Raw genomic sequence first — 23238 nt, 5'->3', positions numbered from 1 at the left:
GCTGAAAAAGCCTTCTCGCAATGACGATTTCTGCTAACTAAAGTGCATCAAGAGCAAGGTTTAATTTCAGCACATTTACTGATGAAGGCCCAAATACACCCATAAATGGTTTAAGCGTATTCATGGCAACCAGTTCCTTTACTTTATTAACATCAATTTTACGGGCTGCTGCAACCCTGTCGATCTGAATGGCGGCACCTTGCTCAGAAATATTTGGGTCAAGTCCGCTTCCTGATGCAGTTACCATATCAGCAGGGATATCTGATTTTTTAATACCGGGATTGTATTTCAATAAAGTATCAATACGCGATTGCACTTCTTTTAAATAATCAGGGTTTGATGGTCCTTTGTTAGAACCTGCAGAACCTGCTGCATTGTAGGCCACAGCTGATGGTCTTCCCCAGAAATATTGCGGTTTGGTAAACGACTGACCCAATAATGCATACCCTACTGTTTTACCATTTTTGGTGATTTTTTCTCCGCCACCGTTTCCTTTAGACATTTTACCGATAAAGGCAACAGTAATGGGATATATTACGCATAACAATACCAATAAGACAAGTGTTAAGCGGATGGATTGAATAATGTACTTTTTCATTTTGTTTTCTTTTTAAATTTTCTTGCTGTCATGCTGAGGGACGAAGCATCTTTACTATTAATAATGCTATTTTTTAGCAACTACTTCATCTTTGAAGATTCTTCGCTACGCTCAGAATGACATTTACACAAATAGGCCAACCAATAAATCGATTATTTTAATGCCTATAAATGGAGCTACCACACCACCTATCCCATAAATAAACAGGTTTCTGCGCAATAAGGCAGTTGCACCGATAGGTTTGTAGGCTACACCTTTTAAAGCCAGTGGGATCAGGATCGGTATAATGATCGCGTTAAAAATCACCGCCGACATAATTGCCGATTCTGGTGAATGCAGGCCCATTATATTCAGGCTTTGCAGCGCAGGAATTGATGCGATAAACAAAGCCGGAACGATTGCAAAATACTTGGCCACATCATTCGCAATGGAAAAAGTGGTTAATGTACCGCGGGTAATGAGCAACTGTTTGCCGATTTCTACGATCTCGATCAGTTTCGTAGGATCATTATCTAAATCAACCATGTTACCTGCTTCTTTCGCCGCCTGTGTTCCACTGTTCATGGCTACACCCACGTCGGCCTGTGCCAAAGCAGGAGCATCATTGGTACCGTCGCCCATCATGGCTACCAGCTTACCCAACGCTTGCTCATCTTTGATGTAGTTCATTTTATCTTCAGGTTTAGCCTCTGCAATAAAATCATCAACACCCGCTTTTTCTGCGATATATTTAGCCGTTAAAGGATTATCACCGGTAACCATTACTGTTTTTACACCCATTTTTCTTAAGCGTTCAAAACGCTCGCTGATCCCGGGTTTAATAATATCCTGTAATTCGATCACACCAAGGGCTTTTTCATTCTCAGCGACCACTAAAGGTGTTCCGCCATTCGTAGCGATAGCTTTTACATGGTTCTCAATATCAGAAGGGAAGTGATTTCCAGCTTTTTGCACCATATTCCTGATCGAGTCAAAAGCACCTTTTCTGATCCTTCTTCCATCTACCGTATCCAATCCACTCGAACGGGTTTCGGCTGTAAACTTGATGAATGTTGACCCCTCCGGTGTTCCGGCAGATTTAACACCCTCCTCAGCGGCCAGTTCGATAATCGATTTTCCTTCAGGGGTTTCATCTGCCAATGAGCTTAATACGCAGGCATCAGTAAATGCTTTAATGTTTACACCTGCAGTTGGATAAAAATTAGTGGCTTTACGGTTACCGATGGTAATGGTTCCGGTTTTGTCTAATAGCAATACATCAATATCGCCTGCTGTTTCAACCGCTTTACCAGATTTCGTAATGACGTTGGCCCTAAGCGCTCTGTCCATCCCTGCGATACCAATGGCCGATAAAAGTCCGCCAATGGTGGTTGGAATTAAACATACGAACAGGGAGATCAATGCGGCAATGGTTATTGGCGTATTGGCATAATCAGCGAAAGGTTTCAAGGTTACGCATACAATGATAAACACCAGGGTAAAACTGGCCAACAGAATGGTTAAAGCAATCTCGTTTGGTGTTTTCTGACGCGATGCACCTTCAACCAAAGCAATCATCTTATCTAAAAAGCTTTCTCCGGGCGCGGTGCTTACCTGAACTTTAATCTCATCAGATAAAACTTTTGTTCCGCCGGTTACCGAAGACTTATCACCTCCTGATTCGCGGATGACCGGGGCAGACTCACCAGTAATGGCCGATTCATCGATAGTGGCAATACCTTCAATAATCTCCCCATCAGTTGGAATCGTATCCCCGGTTTCGCAAACGAATACATCACCTTTTTTTAACTGGTTGGATGAACGGATTTCGATGGTTCCGTTTGCCAAAAGCACTTTAGCTGGTGTTTCTTCTCTGGTTTTACGTAAGCTATCGGCCTGTGCCTTACCTCTTGCTTCTGCAATGGCTTCAGCGAAATTTGCAAACAGAACGGTAAGCAATAAAACTAAAAAGATAAAGAAATTGTATAAAGGTGATCCCTGTCCACTATGGCTGAAAGAATATACAGTAACATAAGCCATTACCAGTGTTCCGATTTCCACGGTAAACATTACCGGGTTCCGTACCATTACCCTTGGATCAAGTTTGATGAATGATTGTTTTAGCGCGGTCTGCACCAAGGCAGGTTCGAACAGTTTATTATTGGGTTTCATTTTTTTATTTGTTATGTGATTTCACAGATTTAATTGATTTCACAGATTATGGTGTAGTTTGTCATCCTGAGCCTGTCGAAAGACCTTTGATAATTTCATTTCATCAGGCTCAATGTGACAACTCTCATTTATTTAAGCATGGTAAAATATTCTGCCAGCGGGCCCAAAGCAAGGGCAGGGAAATAAGAAAGTGCATTTAAAACGATGATTACCGCAAAAGTCATCAGTGCAAAAGTTTTGGTATCTGTTTTAAGTGTACCGGCCGATTCAGGAATGAATTTTTTAGCCCCTAATAACCCTGCAATAGCAACCGGACCAATAATTGGTAAGAAACGACCTAAAAAAATCACAATGCCAGTGGATAGATTCCAGAATATGTTATTATCTCCTAATCCTTCAAATCCCGAACCATTGTTGGCATTTGATGAAGTCATTTCATACAGCATCTCAGAGAATCCGTGAAAACCAGGATTATTAAGCCAGTTTTTAGGCTGAACAGCCCAGGCTGCATTACCATGACTGGTAAAGATGTAACTTGCAACAGCAGTTCCGGCAAGGATCAAAAACGGGCTTAACAAAGTAATGATGGCCGCAATCTTGATTTCCCTGGCCTCAACCTTATGGCCCAGAAACTCCGGCGTTCTCCCTACCATCAAACCCGAAATAAACACGGCAACAATCAGGTAAATGAAGTAATTCAATAAACCTACGCCGCAACCTCCGTAAAAAGAGTTGATCATCATACCCAGTAACTGCCAGGTACCCGACATCGGCATGGTACTATCGTGCATGCTGTTTACCGATCCGGTAGAAATAATTGTCGTAACCGTTGCCCAGTAAGCGGAGGCTGCAGGGCCGAAACGGACCTCTTTACCTTCCATCGCTCCGGTAGTCTGTGAAATCCCCATTTTCGCCAGAGACGGACTTCCACCCAGTTCGGAGCTTAACATAGGGAGCAGCAGCATAAACAAACCGATGGTCATTACACCAAAGATGGTCCAGGCTAGTTTTTTCCTGCGGATAAAATAACCGAAGGCAATTACCATGGCAATCGGAATGATGACCTGCGCAATCAGCTCAACCATATTGGTAAAGTAGCTTGGATTTTCAAAAGGATGTGCTGAATTGACACCAAAATAACCTCCACCATTTGTACCTAAATGTTTAATTGCAATCATTTGAGCAGCTGGTCCCCTCGAAACATGCACGGTGTCTCCCTGTAGGGAGATAAATTGATCTTTACCCTCATAACTTGCAGGTGTACCGCTAAAAGTTAAGATTAGGGCCATTACAAAAGATAAAGGCAATAATAACCGGGTAATTGATTTTACAAAAAATTCCCAGAAATTGCCGAGCTCAGTTGTCGTTTTATCTCTAAAAGCTTTAAAAAGGACTACAGCAGCAGCAATACCTGTTGCGGCGCTCACAAACTGAAGAAACATCAGCACATATTGCTGGGTAAGGTAACTTACGCCACTCTCGCCCGAATAATGCTGCAGGTTACAGTTGGCAACAAAGCTGATAATGGTATTAAAAGCCAGATCTGGTGTCATTCCAGGGTTTCCATCCGGATTGAATGGAAGTTTATCCTGAAAGATGAGTACAAAAAAACCGTAAAACAACCAGAGTATATTAATGGTAAGCAGTGCTTTTAACTGCTGTTTCCAGTTCATCTGTTCTTTAATATTGATTCCGGAAAGCTTGTAAATACCAGTTTCCAGTGGTTTTAAAAAATCTGTCCAGACTTTTTCTCCTGCAAAAACCTTGGCCAGGTATTTACCTAAAGGTATGGCAATAACCAGGGTGAGCAGAAATGTGGCAATAATGCCTGTTAATTCAGTATTCATTTCTTAATTTTTTAATTGCTCCGTTATAGGAGGTAAGGATTAAAATTTTTCGGGTTTAATCAGCACGTAAATCATATAGATAAATACGGCGACGGCGATGATAAATAATGCGGTCATAGTGTTAGATTTTTTCGAACCAGTTTATCGATTTGTAAGTAGCCCAGCAGAGCAGCACCAGGATTAAAAAAAGTAATATTGTCATGATTGTAATGATTTTACAGGCCAGTAGCCAACTCTTATACCATAAAAAATATTAAACACATAAACAACTGACAAACAGAACATTAAATAAAAAACATGTTTTTTAGAAATAAGCTGCCATTAAAAAACCCTTCCAAAATGGAAGGGTTTTTTTCAGATTGGTATCTATAGTTATGTTACGCATAATCTAAGATGGCCTGCCGTTTCTTTCTTCTGCAATTTATTTGCATATCATAACGCTAATGGCAATGCAGACAAAATGAGCTGGTCATAAGCTTGTGTTTTTCTTTTGTATCAGATAAATAGCCATTATCGTAATTATTTCTGCATAAGTTATTTGAATAATAATCGTCGTTATAACGATTATTATTTAAATTAGAAAAATTTCTAATCAATATGACTACACTTTATAAAACCGGGATAGTTTTGTTGCTGACACTTTCCTCCTTAAGCGCAGATGCACAGTATGAAAGGAAATTGCCCCGCGAAAAAGACATGGCGGCTTATCTTATGGTATATTTCAAGGATAGTACACATGGGCTTTACATGGCACTAAGTAGAGACGGTTATAGCTTTACCGATATAAATAATGCGAAGCCAGTAATTGCGGGTGATAGCATTGCGGAACAAAAGGGCATCCGTGATCCATATATTTGCCGCGGACCGGACGGTTTATTTTATATGGCGCTAACTGATCTGCATATCTATGGGCAAAAGGCAGGTTACCGAACAAGCGAATGGGAACGCGATGGAAAAGACTATGGATGGGGAAATAACCGGGGAATGGTATTGATGAAATCGCGCGATCTGATTAATTGGTCGCACCAGGTTTTACGGGTCGACCAGTCTTTTCCCGAATTAGCAGATATTGGTTGCGCCTGGGCACCAGAATTAATTTATGATCAAAAGGAAAAGAAATGGATGATTTACTTTACCCTGCGTTTTGGCAATGGAGAAAACAAACTTTATTATGCCTATATGGATAAGGGCTTCACCAGGCTGGAAAATGCACCACAGTTACTTTTCCAATATCCGAAAGATGTTTCCTATATAGATGCTGATATTACAAAAGTGGGCAATAAATTCCACATGTTCTATGTTCCGCATGATGGCACCGCGGGTATTAAACAAGCTGTTTCTTCAACTATTAACAAAGATTATCAATATGATGATAAGTGGTATGATCCAGAGTCCAGGGAATGTGAGGCCCCAACCATTTACAAGCGTATCGGGGAAAATAAGTGGGTATTGATTTACGATATCTACGGTATTAATCCGCACAATTTTGGTTTTAGCGAAACCACCGATTTTGAAAAATTTACAAACCTGGGCCACTTTAACGAAGGTATAATGAAATCAACTAACTTTTCTTCGCCAAAACACGGCGCAGTAATACACCTCACTAAAAAGGAGGCACAAGCGTTAGCCGATAAATGGAATTTAAAAATGAAATTTTAACACAAAATGGAAAGAAAATTTTGGCTTTTTGCCGTACTGTTCTTCTTGGCAACCCAAGTACTGGCTACAAATAAAAAAATAGCCAACGAGCCTGATTCGGCCTACTTATTTGCCTATAATGCCAACGGACTTCGGTTTGCCTGGAGTTTGGATCGACAAAACTGGACACCAATAGGAAATGATTATACCTTTTTAAAAAGTGATTATGGCCGGTGGGGAAGCGAAAAAAAAATGATTACGCCTTTTCTTATTCAGGGCAAAAATGGACTTTGGGTATGTATTTGGAGCCTGAACGACCGCACATTACAGTTTGCAACCTCAAGTTCAACAGATTTGATCAACTGGAATCCACAAAGTTATCCCTATGTAAATCAGGGTAAAAACGTGTTACGCCCAGTTATTACCTATAACCGTAATCTTGATGAATATACTGTAACCTATACAGATGCCAATGGAAAATATTTCCAGACCAAAACCAATGATTTAAGCCATTACAGCCCTGTGAAAGAAGTTCCCGCTTCAGCTTATGTAAATAGAGGTACATCGGTCAATCTGGCTAATACAGGCAATGGACAGGTACACCGTTTACCATGGAAAGTTATTCTGGGCTTAAAAAAAGCATACGAACTAAAAGATTATAAAAACAAACAGGACAGGGAAACTACCCTGGATGATGCACAGCGTTTTGCAGGGCTTAAAAATGTGGAAGCAAAAATAACTTTTCAACCTGATAAAGCAAAAGCAATCAGCAATATGCTAACAGGTGTGTTTTTCGAAGATTTAAATTATGCAGCCGATGGCGGTCTGTATGCCGAACTGATTCAGAACCGTGATTTTGAATATCACCCCCGTGATAAAGAATACAACGACCAAAACTGGAACAGCAGTTATGCCTGGACATTAAAAGGTGATCGCGCGACCATGAAAATAGATTCAATTTCGCCAGTTCATGCCAATAATCCGCATTATGCAGTTTTAGATGTCCCCCTTACCGGAGCATCCATTCTTAATAGTGGTTTTGATGGAATAGCATTGAAAAAAGGCGAAACTTATGATTTTTCGTTATCAGCAAAGTTATTGAATATAAAAAAGATGAATCTCGAAGTAAGGCTGATAAGTGATAAACAGGGGATTTTGGCTAAATCAAATTTAAGCATCACCTCAAGTAACTGGAAAACAGCAGCATTAACTTTGGTATCTTCTGCAGATGTGACCGATGCAAAACTCGAAATCGTGATGGGTAATCCGGGACGTATTGCAATTGATATGGTTTCATTATTTCCAAGAAATACTTTTAAAGGCCGAAAAAATGGGTTAAGGGCAGATCTCGCTCAAACCATTGGAGATATACACCCTCGTTTTGTACGTTTTCCGGGAGGTTGCCTGGCGCATGGCGATGGCATTGCCAACATTTACAAATGGAAAAATTCAATAGGTCCCTTAGCTGCGCGTAAACCAGACCGAAACCTTTGGGGCTACCATCAAACCATGGGACTTGGTTATTATGAATATTTCCAGTTCTGCGAAGATATTGGTGCTGTACCCGTTCCGGTAGTAGCTGCCGGTGTACCCTGCCAAAATTCAGGTACAGGTGGTGGTGGCCAACAGGGTGGTATACCCATGAGTGAAATGGGACAATATATACAGGATATCGTAGATTTAATAGAATATGCCAATGGCGATGTAAAAACCGAATGGGGGAAGAAACGTGCAGAAGCAGGTCACCCAAAGCCATTTAACCTAAAGTATATAGGCATTGGTAATGAAGACCAGATTACAGAAGTATTTGCTGAACGGTTTACCATGATCTATAAAGCACTAAAAAAATCGCATCCTGAAATTACAATTATTGGTACGGCAGGTCCGTTTTACGAAGGAACCGATTATGAAGCTGGCTGGCAAATTGCATCAAACCTTAATGTTCCAATTATCGACGAACATTATTACCAATCGCCTGGTTGGTTTATCAATAATCAAAATTTTTACGACAGTTACGATCGGTCTAAATCTAAAGTTTACCTGGGCGAATATGCTGCTAGTTTACCTGGTGGCAATAGAACAAACCTGGAAACTTCACTTGCTGAAGCACTGTATCTCCTTTCACTGGAGCGCAATGGTGATGTGGTGAGTATGGCATCTTATGCCCCGCTTATCGCTAAAGAGGGGCATACGCAGTGGAATCCTGACCTGATTTATTTTAACAACGCGGAGGTAAAACCCACAACAGGCTATTTTGTACAACAATTATACGGACAAAATGCCGGTGATCAATATATCCCATCAACTGTGGTTCTTTCTTCAAACCAGGAAAACGTAAATAAGCGGATGGCCTGTTCGATGGTTAAAGATGCCAAAACCGGAGATTTGATCATTAAACTGGTTAACCTGCTTCCGGTTACCGTGAACACCTCGCTTGATTTCAATCCGCAACAACTCGAAAAAAATGCCGTTAAAACCGTTCTCTCGGGTAAACCAAATGATAAGAAAGCTGTTCCGGTTATTAAAATAATCAGTACCGAGTCAACCGAACACCTTGAGCTACCAGCTTATTCATTTACGGTTTTAAGATTTAAACCGATTAATGTTAAGTAACAGGAAATATAAAACCCATTAACAATCTATATAATAGGAAACAGTATGTATTAAGGATGCACTTTAGCTGATTAAGCTGTGCATCCTCTTTAACTCAAACTGAACCAATAAATCGCTGCGTTAATATTAGAAATTTGTATTAATGATTAATTGACTTCTGCCAGAATCAACAAAATCAAGTGGAATAATACCAAATTTACCATGGTTATTATTGGTAAAAAAGGTTGTGATTTTTGGGTTTACCGAATTGGATACCGTAGTAATGCTGGGGATACTGAATACACCAGCTTTATAACCACTTGCATAGTTCAGGTAAAGTTTATTCGAAGTATCATTTTTGGATTCATTTAACAAGGTTTCGATTCTCGCCCACTTGGTATTTACATCATTAACATTGTAAAAATCCTGAACCTTCAAATTTGCAGCGCTGTTATTGATCTCAAATGTGGTATTATCGGCCCAGGCCGTAGCATCGATTCCTTTTGGCGATGATCCGGAAAATCTTCTCAACAACCTGATTTTTCCACGGATACTGCCCAAAGTAGGAATGTTGTTTCCCAAGTCCCACTTGCCGGGATTTTGCTGTACATAACTATCGAATGTTTGTTCAAAAGAACGGCTATTGTTCGATGGGGTATGTTCTTCTTTTACGCTCATAATAATGGCTTCTGTTGGGTGAGTGTTCAGAAAATTGATACAGGCATTCAGCACATCATTAAAATTAAGATTTTGATAAATGGCTCCATGATGAATGGCAAAAGAATTATCGATATGCCGGCAGCGGATATCCAGATAACGAACGCCTGCATTTAGCTGATCGGTTATACTTAGGTTCTGACATTTAGCCGTGCCTGAAATTGGCTCGATGGTAGCGCCAGAATCGTGCGTACCTGGGATAGAAATGAGCGCTATGCTATTTTGATCGGCAAGTAAGCTCATCCAGCTATTAAGCGAAAGCGTTGATAAAGCCGTACCTGGATTTACATTTTCTTTAAGTTTCGGCCCTGAAAATTTTTCAGTCTCTTGTTGTTCTTTTTTACAGGCACTAAAGGTTAGTACCAGGGCTACAAAAAGCGGCAATTGTAATTTTTTCATAGTTTTTTTTAAGATTGATGATTTATTTGGTTCAGGTTACTAAAACTAGTAAAATGATTTACTAAATCGATATTCCGTAAATAATTTCATAATTAGTTAATATTGTCTGGCTAGTCCGATGATCTATTTCGTATTGACGTAACGAAATAGTTATATTGCGGCCTCAAATTATAATGAACTTTTTCACAAAAAATAATCTTGGCAAACTGTCTTCATTACTTTTAAAAAAGCAATGCGTATTTGCTGTTTATCTCATACTGGCTTTGGTAGCTGGTTTCAAACAATATCACCATTATTCATACAATAATTACCTGATCTTCAAATATGTTTACTGGCATACTGTAGACTTGCAGAATTTATATAATAATTATCCCGAATACCAGGACAGTAACCATTACGGGCCTGTATTTTCTATTTTCATAGCGCCTTTTGCCTTATTGCCTGACGGCCTGGGTTGTATATTGTGGAACATAGCTAATGTAACTATATTACTCTGGGGCATTTACAGCCTCCCCATATCCCTTAACAAGCGAACAATCATAGCGTGGATCTGTGCACATGAAACCTTAACCGCACTTTTCAGTTTCCAGTTTAACATCGCCCTGACTGGATTAATATTGCTTAGTTTCTCTTATCTGATTAAAAAGAAAGAAGTACAGTCTGCTTTTTTTATTGCCTTAGGCACGTTGATTAAACTTTATGGCATTGTTGGACTGGCATTTTTCTTTTTCACAAAAAATAAGTTAAAATTTGTTTTAGGCTGTTTTATTGCATTTGTGGGGTTGTTTGCATTGCCAATGGTCATTTCCTCGCCGGCTTTTGTCATGCAATCCTATAGCGACTGGTATAATTCCCTTGCTCATAAAAATGATTTAAATGCCTCGTTAACTTCTTTTCAGGATATTTCTTTAATGGGAATAGTAAGAAGAGCAACAGGTAATGTAAACATTCCGAATGCGCCGTTTTTATTAGTTGGTATTATACTTTTTGGTTTGCCCTATTTACGGATTAAACAATATAAACATATTGCCTTTAGGTTAATGTTATTGGCATCGACGCTTATTTTTACCGTTATATTTAGCAGCGGTTCCGAATCGCCCACCTATATTATCGCTTTTGCAGGCATTGCCATTTGGTTTATGGTGCAGCAAAACCCCAAAAAAGGGTGGATAATAGCCTTGTTTATTTTTGCGTTTATATTAACCAGCTTATCGCCAACCGATATTTTCCCCAGGCCGGTTAAAGAATTTATTCGTCTATATTCGCTTAAAGCCCTACCTTGCGTTATCATTTGGCTAACCATAATCTATCAAATGATGAAAGAAGATTTTGAGTCTTATCTGATTTCCGATAAATGAATAAATTAGTTTCTATAGTAATCCCTGCCTACAACGAAGCCGATAATATTTTTGTAATTGCCGAAAGTATTAAACAAGTTTTTTCGACCATCAATTATGCCTACGAAATTATACTGGTGGATGATGGTAGTGCCGATCACACGCTTGACAAAATTAAGGATTACGCCTCAACGGCAAGTAATATATTTTTCCTGGAATTTTCGAAGAATTTCGGTCACCAACTGGCTGTTAAAGCTGGCATGGACCATGCTTTTGGTGATTGTGTGATTTCTATGGATTGCGATATGCAACATCCTCCGGAATTGATTCCCGACATGATTGCAAAATGGGAAGCGGGTTATGAGGTAGTTTATACCATTCGCGAAGAAGATAAAAATTTATCAAAAGGCAAAAGAAGCTCATCAAGCCTGTTTTATAAAGTATTAAACTGGCTTTCTGATATTGATTTAGAGCCTGGGGCGGCAGATTTCCGACTGCTCGATCAGCGGGTGGTTAATGTTTTCCGTAATTTTCATGAAAATGAACCATTTCTTCGTGGCCTGGTAAAATGGCTCGGATTTAAGCAATACGCTATTCAATATAATCCGGCTGCGCGTTTTTCAGGTAAAAGTAAATACACCCTCAAAAAAATGCTTAGGCTAGCCCTGCATGGCGTAACTTCTTTTAGCATCAAGCCACTTTACACAGCAGTCTACCTGGGTTTTATCCTGTCTTTTGCCTCTGTGCTTTATGTGCCGTATATTATCTACGCCTTTGTAAACCATGTAGAAGTTTCTGGCTGGGCATCGGTAATTATGACTATCGTTTTTTTTGGCGGACTACAGCTCATTATATTGGGCATTATAGGCATTTACGTAGGTAAAATGTTTATGCAAACTAAAAACCGCCCGAATTATATTATCCGTTCAACCAATATTCAGCAAAAATAAAATGGTACTGTTAAGTTTTGATATCGAAGAGTTTGACATGCCTTTCGAATATGGGAAAGCAATCTCTTTTGAAGATCAGATTGCCATTTCGAGAGCAGGTACTATCGCTATTTTAGACCTTTTGGATAAATTTAGTGTGAAAGCTACTTTTTTCTGCACGGTTACTTTCGCTGAAAATATTCCGGATCTGATTAAGCGGATTACGGAAACAGGGCACGAACTCGCTTCGCACGGTTATTATCATTCCAATTTTAAACCCGAACATTTGCTTCAGTCAAAGCTAAAGCTCGAAGAACTTTCAGGTAAAGAAATTATCGGTTACCGCATGGCGAGAATGATGCCAGTTGATGAAAAGGAGATTGAGAAGGCAGGATACACCTACAATACATCCATCAATCCAACTTACCTGCCCGGACGCTATAATAATTTTAATATTTCGCGAACGCATTTTATTAAAGATAACGTTTTGCAGATCCCTGCTTCTGTTAGCCCGATGGTTCGCTTCCCGCTATTCTGGCTCTCTTTCCACAATCTGCCTTTAAGCATTTACAAAACATTAGCCAGCTGGACTTATAAAAAGGATAAATACCTGAATATCTATTTCCATCCCTGGGAATTTACCGATTTAAATGATTTCGAACGTTTTGGTTTCCCCGGTTATGTAAGAAAAAATACGGGTGTAAAAATGATTGAGCGTATGGAAATACTCATTTCCTGGATGAAGCGTAAAAATTATCGATTTGGCACCTTTCAGGAGTTTATTAAAACCCTGAAATCTTAGTTTTTTATTAAATGTATTCTTTCGCTTAACATTCAGGGCATTTTCCGGAGTGTTTAGCCCCGGGCGAAGCGGCATCCCCGAAAGTGCAGCGAGGGGATACAGCGGAGCACGGGAACAAACCTTGATAGCTGTAATGCCCCTGCGCTTCAAAAAAACCAAATGCCTCTTTTTTATTTATACGTCTCTGCCAATTTAAGTGCGTTATAAGCATTCACAATCCCTCCGCTCACACAAATTTCGCTAAAAAGTACGCGGGTATTCTCCCCTCTATCATTCTTGTATTTTATCTTGTGTGCTACTTTCGAAACAGATTTTATGATAATCTCTCTTACCTGTGCTGGTTTTAAATCAGGGTAATAGCTTAAGATTAAAGCAGCCAAGCCAGCCACAACAGGAGAAGCCATACTCGTCCCATCAGCCTCTTCATATTTGTTATCAGGAACAGTCGATTTGATCAAAAACCCTGGGGCAAAAACATCAACGCTGTACTTACCATAATTAGAGAAATCAGCTTTCAGGTTATCATCATCTTTATAAGCGCTTGCACCTACTTCAATCCAGTTATTGGCATGCGGCAGATTAAACTTTGCGGAGTCTATTGGAACAGGTTTTACAAATGTAGATCGGTTATAGGGTGGCCTCATGCCCATTCCGTTATTTTGTGCCATAGGCTTAGGTGGCGTAAAATCTGGTTTACTCGGTTTTTTATTGGCTTCTTTGTAAATTTCTGCCTCTTTACTGTCAAAAAACTTATTGGGGAAATTTTCTTCTACATCATTGTTCTGGTTATCGTTCCCTGCGGCATGCACCAATAATACCCCTTTGCTTTCGGCATATTTAACCGCAGAATCTACGGCTTTTTTATCCCACTTGTAACTTTTGCCAAAACTCATATTAATTACCTTAGCACCGTTATCAATGGCATACCTGATGCCGTTGGCTACATCTTTATCACGTTCATCACCCGTGGGCACTACCCTGATCGCCATAATACTGACATGATTGGCTACACCCAAAATACCAGTAGAATTGGTACGATCAGCACCAATAATTCCCGATACGTGCGTACCATGAAAAGCATCGGGACCTTTAACATCGTTGTTTCCATAATCCTTTTGGTAAGCATTACTATAATCATCGCCAACCAGTTCAGCGCGCATATCATATTTAGGGTTCAGGTTATACTTCAGCATCGCATCATATTGCTTGTACCCCTCCTTTATGTTCTTATAAAATTTCTCGAAACTACCATCTTCCCTCGCACCCTTTCTGATAATTGTTTTTACCTGCTCTTCCGTTTCATCATCAGGCTTATACTGATCGATATCCGCCATCGTTGGCATTTCTTTTTTATTGATCTTAGCTACAGAATCCAAAACTTTGTTTATGGCAAACAAAACAGAAAAAGTATTGCTGGCATCTTCGTATTTTTTACCGAAATCGCCAACCATTTTCTTATACAGTTTAAATTCTTCCTTTTGTGCACTATCCAGAGGAGTTAAATTGGTTGTTGATTGATATTTTGGAGTGTAAATTCTTAATAAACGAACCAGTTCTAAATTATCGAACTCCAGATTACCTTTTTTAGAACCGATAAAATTCCAGCCATGGATATCATCAATATAACCATTGCCGTCATCGTCTATTCCATTTCCAGGAATCTCCTTTTTATTGGTCCATAATACACTTTGCAAATCCGGATGATTGATATCTACACCACCATCAATTACCGCCACAATAACATTTTGTTTTGGTTTTTTATCCTTTAGGAGTTCACGATAAGCTTTCTCCGTACTAATACCAAAATATCCATTCTCCTGTAAATCGAGGTTAAACCAATTTGCAGGGAGTTGTACATTCTTACTTTGTGCAAAAACATTAAAATTTAAGCCCAAAATAAAAACAAGAAAAATTAATTTCTTAAGATTCACATTCATCATCATAACATGTACGTAATACTGCAATAATACGGTTTTATTACTTTCAGGATGAAAGTTTTCACATCTTTTAACAAGAGTATTCTTCTGTTTTTGAAGCGCAGTTTCCTGTGTGTATGGGCTGGGGCCTGCCCTGCTGTACGCTTTATCCTTTTGGGAAACCTGATCTGTTAGGCTAATTAACCCGCTCAAAAGGGATGCCGCTCCCATCAGGGCTATTTAACCCGGGACCGAAGAAGAATAGCAACTTAAGATGGATAAACGATGATGGAATGGGCTGTGAGGAGATCAGCGTAATGGAATAATCCCTTAACTTTTCTGCACTCCACGATAGTGTAAAAACATTCTGTTTTTGAAGCGCAGTTTCCTGTGTGTATGGGCTGGGGCCTGTCCTGCTGTACGCTTTATCCTTTTGGGAAATCTGATCTGTTAGGCAAATTAACCCGCCCAAAAGGGATGCCGCTCCCATCAGGGCTATTTAACCTGGGACCGAAGAAGAATAGCAACGTAAGATGGATAAACGATGATGTATGGTCTCTGCGGATATCCGTGTGTTCGGCAGATGCAGCTAACTTGACTTTCCTTAACCCCTCAATGGTGTGAAACCGCCCGCTGCCCAAACCCCTGTAAACGAAGAAAACCCTTCAACATTTCTGCTGAAGGGTTTCTTTTAAGATCTGGCACCGACCTACTCTCCCACGTGTTACCGCAGTACCATCGGCTCTGGTGGGCTTAACTTCTCTGTTCGGAATGGGAAGAGGTGGACACCACCGATATAGGCACCTGAATATTTTTAATGTTGAGCGGTTGGCGTTTCGCGTCAGGCGTTTACCGCTGTACGCTCAGCGCTATACGCTAAACAGTGACATATTATTGAAAGAAGTTAGTTTGAAGAACAAACAACAGTCTGTTTGCTTTGAAAGCTTCGGATGATTAGTACTACTCGACTGTGCTGTCACCAGCTTTACATCTGTAGCCTATCAACGTAGTAGTCTGCTACGGTCCTATATGGAATTCTCATCTCGTGGCTAGTTTCGCACTTAGATGCTTTCAGCGCTTATCTATTCCCAGCGTAGCTACTCTGCAATGCCCCTGGCGGAACAACAGATTCACTAGAGGCTGGTCCAACCCGGTCCTCTCGTACTAAGGTCAGCCCCACTCAAAATTCCTACGCCCACAACAGATAGGGACCGAACTGTCTCGCGACGTTCTGAACCCAGCTCGCGTGCCACTTTAATCGGCGAACAGCCGAACCCTTGGGACCTTCTCCAGCCCCAGGATGTGACGAGCCGACATCGAGGTGCCAAACCTCCCCGTCGATATGAGCTCTTGGGGGAGATCAGCCTGTTATCCCCAGCGTACCTTTTATCCTTTGAGCGATGGCCCTTCCATGCAGAACCACCGGATCACTATATCCGTCTTTCGACCCTGATCGACCTGTATGTCTCACAGTCAAGCAAGCTTATGCTATTGCACTCCGCGTACGGTTACCAAGCGTACTGAGCTTACCTTTGAAAGCCTCCGTTACCTTTTTGGAGGCGACCACCCCAGTCAAACTACCCATCAAACAATGTCTCCCTCTTTGAAGGATTAGACACCGAATACAGAAAGGGTGGTATTTCAACGTTGGCTCCACGACGCCTAGCGACGCCGCTTCAAAGCCTCCCACCTATCCTACACATCCTGTATCCAATGTCAATGTTAAATTGTAGTGAAGGTGCATGGGGTCTTTCCGTCCCGTTGCGGGTACCCGGCGTCTTCACCGGGACCACAATTTCACCGAGCTCATGGCTGAGACAGCGCCCAGATCGTTACACCATTCGTGCAGGTCGGAACTTACCCGACAAGGAATTTCGCTACCTTAGGACCGTTATAGTTACGGCCGCCGTTTACTGGGGCTTCGATTCAATGCTTCTCTTACGATGACATCCCCTCTTAACCTTCCAGCACCGGGCAGGTGTCAGGCCTTATACCTCATCTTTCGATTTTGCAAAGCCATGTGTTTTTGTTAAACAGTCGCCTGGGCCTTTTCACTGCGGCTGACATTACTGCCAGCGCCCCTTCTCCCGAAGTTACAGGGCCATTTTGCCGAGTTCCTTAGCCATGATTCACTCGAGCACCTTAGAATCCTCTTCCCGGATACCTGTGTCGGTTTGCGGTACGGGTTTTTATAACCTGAAGCTTAGCGGTTTTTCTTGGAAGTCTGATTACCTGCTCTATCCACGCACCCGAAGGCTTGCGGTACTATCAGCGCTCAGCTAGATCGGCGGATTTGCCTACCGTTCTAATACCTACAGCCTTTAACGATCTATTCCGTCAGATCGCGGCAGTGTCACTACTCCGTCCCCACATCGCAGTTATAAAAAGTACGGGAATATTAACCCGTTGTCCATCGAATTTCCCCTTCGGGTTCTCCTTAGGTCCCGACTAACCCTGATCCGATTAGCGTTGATCAGGAAACCTTATCCTTTCGGTGGGCGGGTTTCTCGCCCGCCTTATCGTTACTTATGCCTACATTTGCTTTTCTATAAGCTCCAGCACCCATTACCAGGTACCTTCACTGCCGATAGAATGCTCCCCTACCGATATATTTCAATCCCATAGCTTCGGTGTACAGTTTAATGCCCGTTTATTATCCATGCCCGATCGCTCGACTAGTGAGCTGTTACGCACTCTTTAAATGAATGGCTGCTTCCAAGCCAACATCCTAGCTGTCTGTGCAATCGGACCTCGTTAGTTCAACTTAACTGTAACTTGGGGACCTTAGCTGATGGTCTGGGTTCTTTCCCTCTCGGCGCGTGACCTTAGCACCCCGCGCCTCACTGCCGGTTATATTATATAGCATTCGGAGTTTGTCTGGATTTGGTAGGATTTGACTCCCCCGCACCCAATCAGTAGCTCTACCTCTATATAACTCTACACCGACGCTGTTCCTAAAAACATTTCGGGGAGTACGAGCTATTTCCCAGTTTGATTAGCCTTTCACCCCTACCCACAGATCATCCGGAAACTTTTCAACGTTTATCGGTTCGGTCCTCCAGTACGTGTTACCGCACCTTCAACCTGTCCATGGGTAGATCACAAGGTTTCGCGTCTACCTCCTCTGACTATACGCCCTATTCAGACTCGCTTTCGCTTCGGATCCGTGCCTGAAGCACTTAACCTTGCCAGAGAAGAGTAACTCGTAGGCTCATTATGCAAAAGGCACGCCGTCACTGGACCTGCCAGCTCCGACCGCTTGTAAGTACACGGTTTCAGGTTCTATTTCACTCCCCTGTTCGGGGTTCTTTTCACCTTTCCCTCACGGTACTGGTTCACTATCGGTCTCTCAGGAGTATTTAGCCTTACCGGATGGTGCCGGCTGATTCCCACAAGGCGTCTCCGACCTCGCGGTACTCAGGATACTGCTAGGCTAGCATTCTATACGTGTACCGGGCTATCACCGTGTATCGCTGGGCTTCCCATCCCATTCCACTTCTGGTTGCTAATGCCATGTTGCAGTCCTACAACCCCCACTTTGCCGTAACAAGGTAGGTTTGGGCTCTTTCCCTTTCGCTCGCCACTACTCAGGAAATCATTGTTATTTTCTCTTCCTCTGCTTACTTAGATGTTTCAGTTCGGCAGGTTTGCTCATTATATGTGACATGTCTTCAACATGCCGGGTTGCCCCATTCGGAAATCTTCGGATCAATTCCTATTTGCAAATACCCGAAGCTTATCGCAGCTTATCACGTCCTTCATCGCCTCTGAGAGCCAAGGCATCCCCCGTGTACTCTTTATTACTTTCTTCTACTCATATGCCTTTTGCGCCATATGGTATGCTTTTTTGCTCTTGTTATGATGTCTCATTCCCAACTTTACGTCGGGAGAGCACAAACACAACAGTCGCCTATTGTTGTTTGCTCTTCTTTTTTAACTTCTTCCAATATGTCAAAGAACTTTATTAAGGTTGAAGGGGGAGGGTGTAAAGGTGGAGGGTTTCATTGTCCTGCGCCTAAGCCTCTGCTTAACCTTATTAGTAAAAAACTGCGGTCTCGAACCGTTTCATATTTCGATATCATTATATCTGTATATGTGCCCCATGGCGTTTTCTTCTTTTATTTTTTCTTTATGTCAATGTATATTACCGATCCCGATAATAAGGTGTTTTCTGTTTTTTAAAAGCTTTCTGCTTTGGTCTTTAAGCTTTACAGCTCCAAGGTGGAGAATAACGGAGTCGAACCGTTGACCTCCTGCGTGCAAGGCAGGCGCTCTAGCCAGCTGAGCTAATCCCCCAGAGTATCAGTTTCCATTGTTCAGTTATCAGTTTCCAGTTATGATAACTGTTAACTGCAAACCGCCAATTGTAAACTTCAATGGTAGTCCCGTCCAGATTTGAACTGGAGACCCCTACATTATCAGTGTAGTGCTCTAACCAGGCTGAGCTACGGGACTTCTTGTTTTAAGGTAAAGCATCTGTTCGCAGTATATAGTATCTTACCGCTACTGCTTCCTTTGGCTTCCCCTTCTTGTCTCCGTTAAGCTTACCTTGATAGCAGCCCACCGTTTTCTTCTGGGTGTTTCTTTTTTTCTCTTGTGTTTTTAAAGTAGTCAGTATCAAGTATCAACAACCGCCTTTCAGCTTTAGTCTTTATGCTTTAACATTCTACCTTAATTCGAAATATCATGTTGCGTGGCGAGTAGGCGGTGCTACTCCAGAAAGGAGGTATTCCAGCCGCACCTTCCGGTACGGCTACCTTGTTACGACTTAGCCCCAGTTATCGGTTTTACCCTAGGACGCTCCTTGCGGTTACATACTTTAGGTACCCCCAACTTCCATGGCTTGACGGGCGGTGTGTACAAGGCCCGGGAACGTATTCACCGCGTCATTGCTGATACGCGATTACTAGCGAATCCAACTTCATGGGGTCGAGTTGCAGACCCCAATCCGAACTGTGAACGGCTTTGTGAGATTCGCATCATATTGCTATGTAGCTGCCCTCTGTACCGTCCATTGTAGCACGTGTGTAGCCCCGGACGTAAGGGCCATGATGACTTGACGTCGTCCCCTCCTTCCTCTCTGTTTGCACAGGCAGTCTGTTTAGAGTCCCCACCTTTACATGCTGGCAACTAAACATAGGGGTTGCGCTCGTTGCGGGACTTAACCCAACACCTCACGGCACGAGCTGACGACAGCCATGCAGCACCTAGTTTCGTGTGATTGCTCACTGATCTATCTCTAGATCATTCACTAACTTTCAAGCCCGGGTAAGGTTCCTCGCGTATCATCGAATTAAACCACATGCTCCTCCGCTTGTGCGGGCCCCCGTCAATTCCTTTGAGTTTCACCCTTGCGGGCGTACTCCCCAGGTGGAACACTTAACGCTTTCGCTTAGCCGCTGACTGTGTATCGCCAACAGCGAGTGTTCATCGTTTAGGGCGTGGACTACCAGGGTATCTAATCCTGTTTGATCCCCACGCTTTCGTGCCTCAGCGTCAATAAGACCATAGTAAGCTGCCTTCGCAATCGGTGTTCTGAGACATATCTATGCATTTCACCGCTACTTGTCTCATTCCGCCTACCTCTAGTCCATTCAAGCCCATCAGTATCAAGGGCACTGCGATAGTTGAGCTACCGTCTTTCACCCCTGACTTAACAGGCCGCCTACGCACCCTTTAAACCCAATAAATCCGGATAACGCTTGGATCCTCCGTATTACCGCGGCTGCTGGCACGGAGTTAGCCGATCCTTATTCTTCCGGTACATTCAGCTCTGCTCACGAGCAGAGGTTTATTCCCGGATAAAAGCAGTTTACAACCCATAGGGCAGTCTTCCTGCACGCGGCATGGCTGGTTCAGAGTTGCCTCCATTGACCAATATTCCTTACTGCTGCCTCCCGTAGGAGTCTGGTCCGTGTCTCAGTACCAGTGTGGGGGGTCATCCTCTCAGATCCCCTAGTCATCGTCGCCTTGGTGGGCCGTTACCCCGCCAACTAGCTAATGACACGCATGCCCATCTTTATCCCATAAATGTTTGATCATTAAATAATGCTATTCTGTGATTTTATGCGGTATTAATCCGGATTTCTCCGGGCTATCCCCCTGATAAAGGTAGGTTGCATACGCGTTACGCACCCGTGCGCCACTTTCTCTTCCAGCAAGCTGGAAAATATCGTTCGACTTGCATGTATTAGGCCTGCCGCTAGCGTTCATCCTGAGCCAGGATCAAACTCTCCATTGTAAAATGTGTTGTAAGATGCTGACCAGTTTTAACTATTGTTAAAAATAGTCTTCTTTTTTTTATGTTGTCTGTTAGACACCACCTTTAAAATAAAGCTACGTAATCATGTACTTTGATCGGTACTCCATTACCTCGCTACGCTACATTGACATCTCTTTTAAGAACTTATTGACTGTTGTTGCCTCGCGGCCCGTCTTTATATATCTTCAAACTTCTGTTCGTTCAAGTCTTATTCGTCTTCAACGTGTTTCCGTTTGTTTCAATCTTTTTTGTTGTTTGTGCAACATCCGCTGCTCCAACTTTTTCGCCCTTCGTTTCCGTTGGGAGTGCAAAGGTAAGGAACTTTTCCGAACTTCCAAATAAAATAAATTTTATTTTTTTAAGCCTTCTTTTTTCCTTGTCTGCTTTTCAATATGCCAGGTTTAACTGGCTTTCCGTTCTTCCGAACCGGGCTGCAAAGGTAGCAATCTTTTCCGCTTCCGCAATATTTATTTTAAAATAAATCTCGCTCCCTGTATCTCTATGCCTGCCTTTCAAACTAAAACCCTTCCTCCGAAGCGGGATGCAAAAGTAGGAAAAATATCACAGCATCCAAAGGTTTTCTCCGGGAGAATACTGCCTTTTATGTAAGTTCATGATTTTCAGCAGGAAAAAGTTTTGATGCGCTTAAAACTTTTTAAGGAATTGGGTGTTTAGCGCGGGCCTACCAAACCGATCAGCTTCGAAAACCCGATTGGTTTGTGTCTAGTATCCTTTAAAATTTCCCGATCACCTACCCACCTAAACCCGATAGCAGCGGAAAACACGAAGGGGAGGAACGAACCGAGGCTTTGAAGCGAATAGCGGGTACATCCTTATATAGTAGCACGAAACCTGCTTTGCTGAAAAAAGTAATAAAAGACCCTAAAAAACAACTTAATAATTCTTTCTCTATTAGGCCTTGATAAGGCTTACAAGTTTTTTGCCTAAAGCTAACAGCACTACCAAAATTAATCCAGCTATTAATCCAAAAGCAAATTCACGAAGTATTGAGGGGAAAGAAGGGAAAATATGATGTAGAAAAGCAATATTGTGCGCAAAGATTCCACCTGATACCAATATTAGTGCAATTGTGCCCACAATACTTAATATTTTGATGATAACGGGTAGTGACTTAACCAGTATCTTACCAATTGTTGAAAAAATACCTTTTTCACCTGAAGCTTTCATTAAACGGTAGCCCGCGTCGTCCATCCTCACAATAAGTGCCACAATACCGTAAACGCCAATGGTAGCCAATAATGCGATAACCGAAACAGTCATGATCTGAATGACAAGCTTTTCATCCAAAACACTGCCTAATGCAATAATGACAATCTCTACAGACAGGATAAAATCTGTAGTGATAGCAGATCTGATTTTTGACTTTTCTGCAGCTTCACCTTCCTGAGTCACCTCTTTAGCTTCAACATGTGAAGGCTTAGACCGATGAAAAAAATACTCAACAACTTTTTCTACTCCCTCGTAGGCAAGATACAAGCCACCCAATACCAGGATTACTTTAATCGCAACCGGAAAAAAAACATTGAGCAGCAAGGCAACTGGAACAATGATGATTTTATTTACTAAAGAACCTTTGGTGATTGCCCATAGCACCGGTAATTCTCTTGAAGAAAGGAAACCTGTCGATTTTTCTGCATTTACTGCCAGGTCATCTCCCAAAATGCCAGCCGTTTTCTTAGCCGCCACCTTCGCCGTTACAGCCACATCGTCCATTAAGGCACCAATATCATCTAAAATTGCAAAAAAACCAGAAGCCATATTTAAATTTATTAATGTTGCAAAATATCAATTCCTTTTTAGATTTGGATGATCACAGACCAAATCTTTTAACCCATACCTGCATTGAAACCATGCTGGCCAGGTTCATTTAAAAGTAAATCATATTTATTAACACGGATTATAACAGTAATACACTAAAACTGTTCGAAAAAGAAAGAAATAAATTTTATGTTGTTGAAACTGAAATAGGCCTATTAACCTAAGGTAGTTTTATTTGTAGTGAGAAACTACTTTATTACTTTGAAGCGCA

At 41.8% G+C, this 23238-nt stretch carries 13 protein-coding genes, 2 tRNA genes and 3 rRNA genes; 5 read left to right on the top strand and 13 right to left on the bottom strand.

The genetic code is table 11. The features are described from left to right. Positions 1 to 37 precede the first annotated feature (37 nt). The 4 genes from ABEG20_RS00170 to kdpF form a co-directional block, all read right to left on the bottom strand. Positions 38 to 598: a K(+)-transporting ATPase subunit C gene (locus ABEG20_RS00170; protein WP_406825402.1), complete on the bottom strand. Its 561-nt coding sequence runs from the start codon at positions 596 to 598 to the stop codon at positions 38 to 40. A gap of 123 nt (positions 599 to 721) precedes the next feature. Further along, positions 722 to 2749, bottom strand: coding sequence for a potassium-transporting ATPase subunit KdpB (gene kdpB, locus ABEG20_RS00165; RefSeq protein ID WP_406825401.1), 2028 nt, complete (start codon positions 2747 to 2749; stop codon positions 722 to 724). A gap of 128 nt (positions 2750 to 2877) precedes the next feature. After that, positions 2878 to 4596: a potassium-transporting ATPase subunit KdpA gene (gene kdpA, locus ABEG20_RS00160; protein ID WP_406825400.1), complete on the bottom strand. Its 1719-nt coding sequence runs from the start codon at positions 4594 to 4596 to the stop codon at positions 2878 to 2880. Positions 4597 to 4635: 39 nt separating this feature from the next. Further along, complete coding sequence (kdpF, locus tag ABEG20_RS00155; RefSeq protein ID WP_138820818.1) at positions 4636 to 4713, bottom strand: K(+)-transporting ATPase subunit F; 78 nt, start codon at positions 4711 to 4713, stop codon at positions 4636 to 4638. Between the two features lie 480 nt (positions 4714 to 5193). Between kdpF and ABEG20_RS00150 the strand changes: the two genes are divergently transcribed. Next, a complete protein-coding gene (locus ABEG20_RS00150) occupies positions 5194 to 6255 on the top strand; it encodes a glycoside hydrolase family 43 protein (RefSeq protein WP_406825399.1) in 1062 nt (353 codons plus the stop codon). 6 nt (positions 6256 to 6261) lie between these two features. Next, positions 6262 to 8847 (top strand): alpha-L-arabinofuranosidase C-terminal domain-containing protein, encoded by a 2586-nt coding sequence (locus ABEG20_RS00145; RefSeq protein ID WP_406825398.1) that lies wholly within the window; start codon positions 6262 to 6264, stop codon positions 8845 to 8847. A gap of 126 nt (positions 8848 to 8973) precedes the next feature. On the opposite strand, the gene ABEG20_RS00140 is transcribed toward ABEG20_RS00145, so the two are convergent. Next, positions 8974 to 9942 (bottom strand): phosphatidylinositol-specific phospholipase C, encoded by a 969-nt coding sequence (locus ABEG20_RS00140; protein ID WP_406825397.1) that lies wholly within the window; start codon positions 9940 to 9942, stop codon positions 8974 to 8976. Positions 9943 to 10115: 173 nt separating this feature from the next. Between ABEG20_RS00140 and ABEG20_RS00135 the strand changes: the two genes are divergently transcribed. Genes ABEG20_RS00135 through ABEG20_RS00125 form a run of 3 tightly spaced genes read left to right on the top strand, consistent with a single transcriptional unit; the run spans position 10116 to position 13010 of the window. Then, the gene (locus tag ABEG20_RS00135) at positions 10116 to 11300 is read left to right on the top strand and encodes a glycosyltransferase family 87 protein (RefSeq protein ID WP_406825396.1); all 1185 of its coding nucleotides are present in this window, start codon (positions 10116 to 10118) and stop codon (positions 11298 to 11300) included. Beyond that, a complete protein-coding gene (locus tag ABEG20_RS00130; RefSeq protein ID WP_406825395.1) occupies positions 11297 to 12229 on the top strand; it encodes a glycosyltransferase family 2 protein in 933 nt (310 codons plus the stop codon). The genes ABEG20_RS00135 and ABEG20_RS00130 overlap by 4 nt, the downstream gene beginning before the upstream one ends. 1 nt (position 12230) lies before the next feature. Next, entirely contained in the window at positions 12231 to 13010 is a 780-nt protein-coding gene (locus tag ABEG20_RS00125; RefSeq protein ID WP_406825394.1) for a polysaccharide deacetylase family protein, read from the top strand. Positions 13011 to 13180: 170 nt separating this feature from the next. Here ABEG20_RS00125 and ABEG20_RS00120 read toward each other — a convergent pair whose 3' ends face one another. The 8 genes from ABEG20_RS00120 to ABEG20_RS00085 form a co-directional block, all read right to left on the bottom strand. Continuing rightward, on the bottom strand, positions 13181 to 15157 hold the full coding sequence (locus ABEG20_RS00120) for a S8 family peptidase (RefSeq protein ID WP_406825393.1): 1977 nt from the start codon (positions 15155 to 15157) through the stop codon (positions 13181 to 13183). After that, positions 15123 to 15416 carry a hypothetical protein gene (locus ABEG20_RS00115; RefSeq protein ID WP_406825392.1) on the bottom strand — a complete coding sequence of 98 codons (294 nt, stop codon included), beginning with the start codon at positions 15414 to 15416 and terminating at the stop codon, positions 15123 to 15125. The genes ABEG20_RS00120 and ABEG20_RS00115 overlap by 35 nt, the downstream gene beginning before the upstream one ends. Before the next feature lie 206 nt (positions 15417 to 15622). Beyond that, positions 15623 to 15734, bottom strand: a 5S ribosomal RNA gene (gene rrf, locus ABEG20_RS00110). A gap of 127 nt (positions 15735 to 15861) precedes the next feature. Beyond that, positions 15862 to 18736: ribosomal RNA gene (locus ABEG20_RS00105) — 23S ribosomal RNA — on the bottom strand. 412 nt (positions 18737 to 19148) lie between these two features. Continuing rightward, a tRNA-Ala gene (locus ABEG20_RS00100) sits at positions 19149 to 19222 on the bottom strand. An 81-nt stretch (positions 19223 to 19303) separates the two neighbouring features. Further along, positions 19304 to 19381: transfer RNA gene (locus ABEG20_RS00095), tRNA-Ile, on the bottom strand. 264 nt (positions 19382 to 19645) lie between these two features. Further along, positions 19646 to 21167 (bottom strand): 16S ribosomal RNA (locus ABEG20_RS00090). Together the 16S, 23S and 5S rRNA genes with 2 tRNA genes alongside form the textbook arrangement of a ribosomal RNA operon. Before the next feature lie 933 nt (positions 21168 to 22100). Further along, a complete protein-coding gene (locus ABEG20_RS00085) occupies positions 22101 to 22967 on the bottom strand; it encodes a DUF808 domain-containing protein (protein WP_406825391.1) in 867 nt (288 codons plus the stop codon). Between the last annotated feature and the right edge of the window lie 271 nt (positions 22968 to 23238).

Origin of the sequence: Pedobacter sp. KACC 23697, from assembly GCF_045348445.1 — a bacterium.
Taxonomy (GTDB): Bacteria; Bacteroidota; Bacteroidia; order Sphingobacteriales; family Sphingobacteriaceae; genus Pedobacter.
This window is presented reverse-complemented; position numbering and strand designations above follow the sequence as displayed.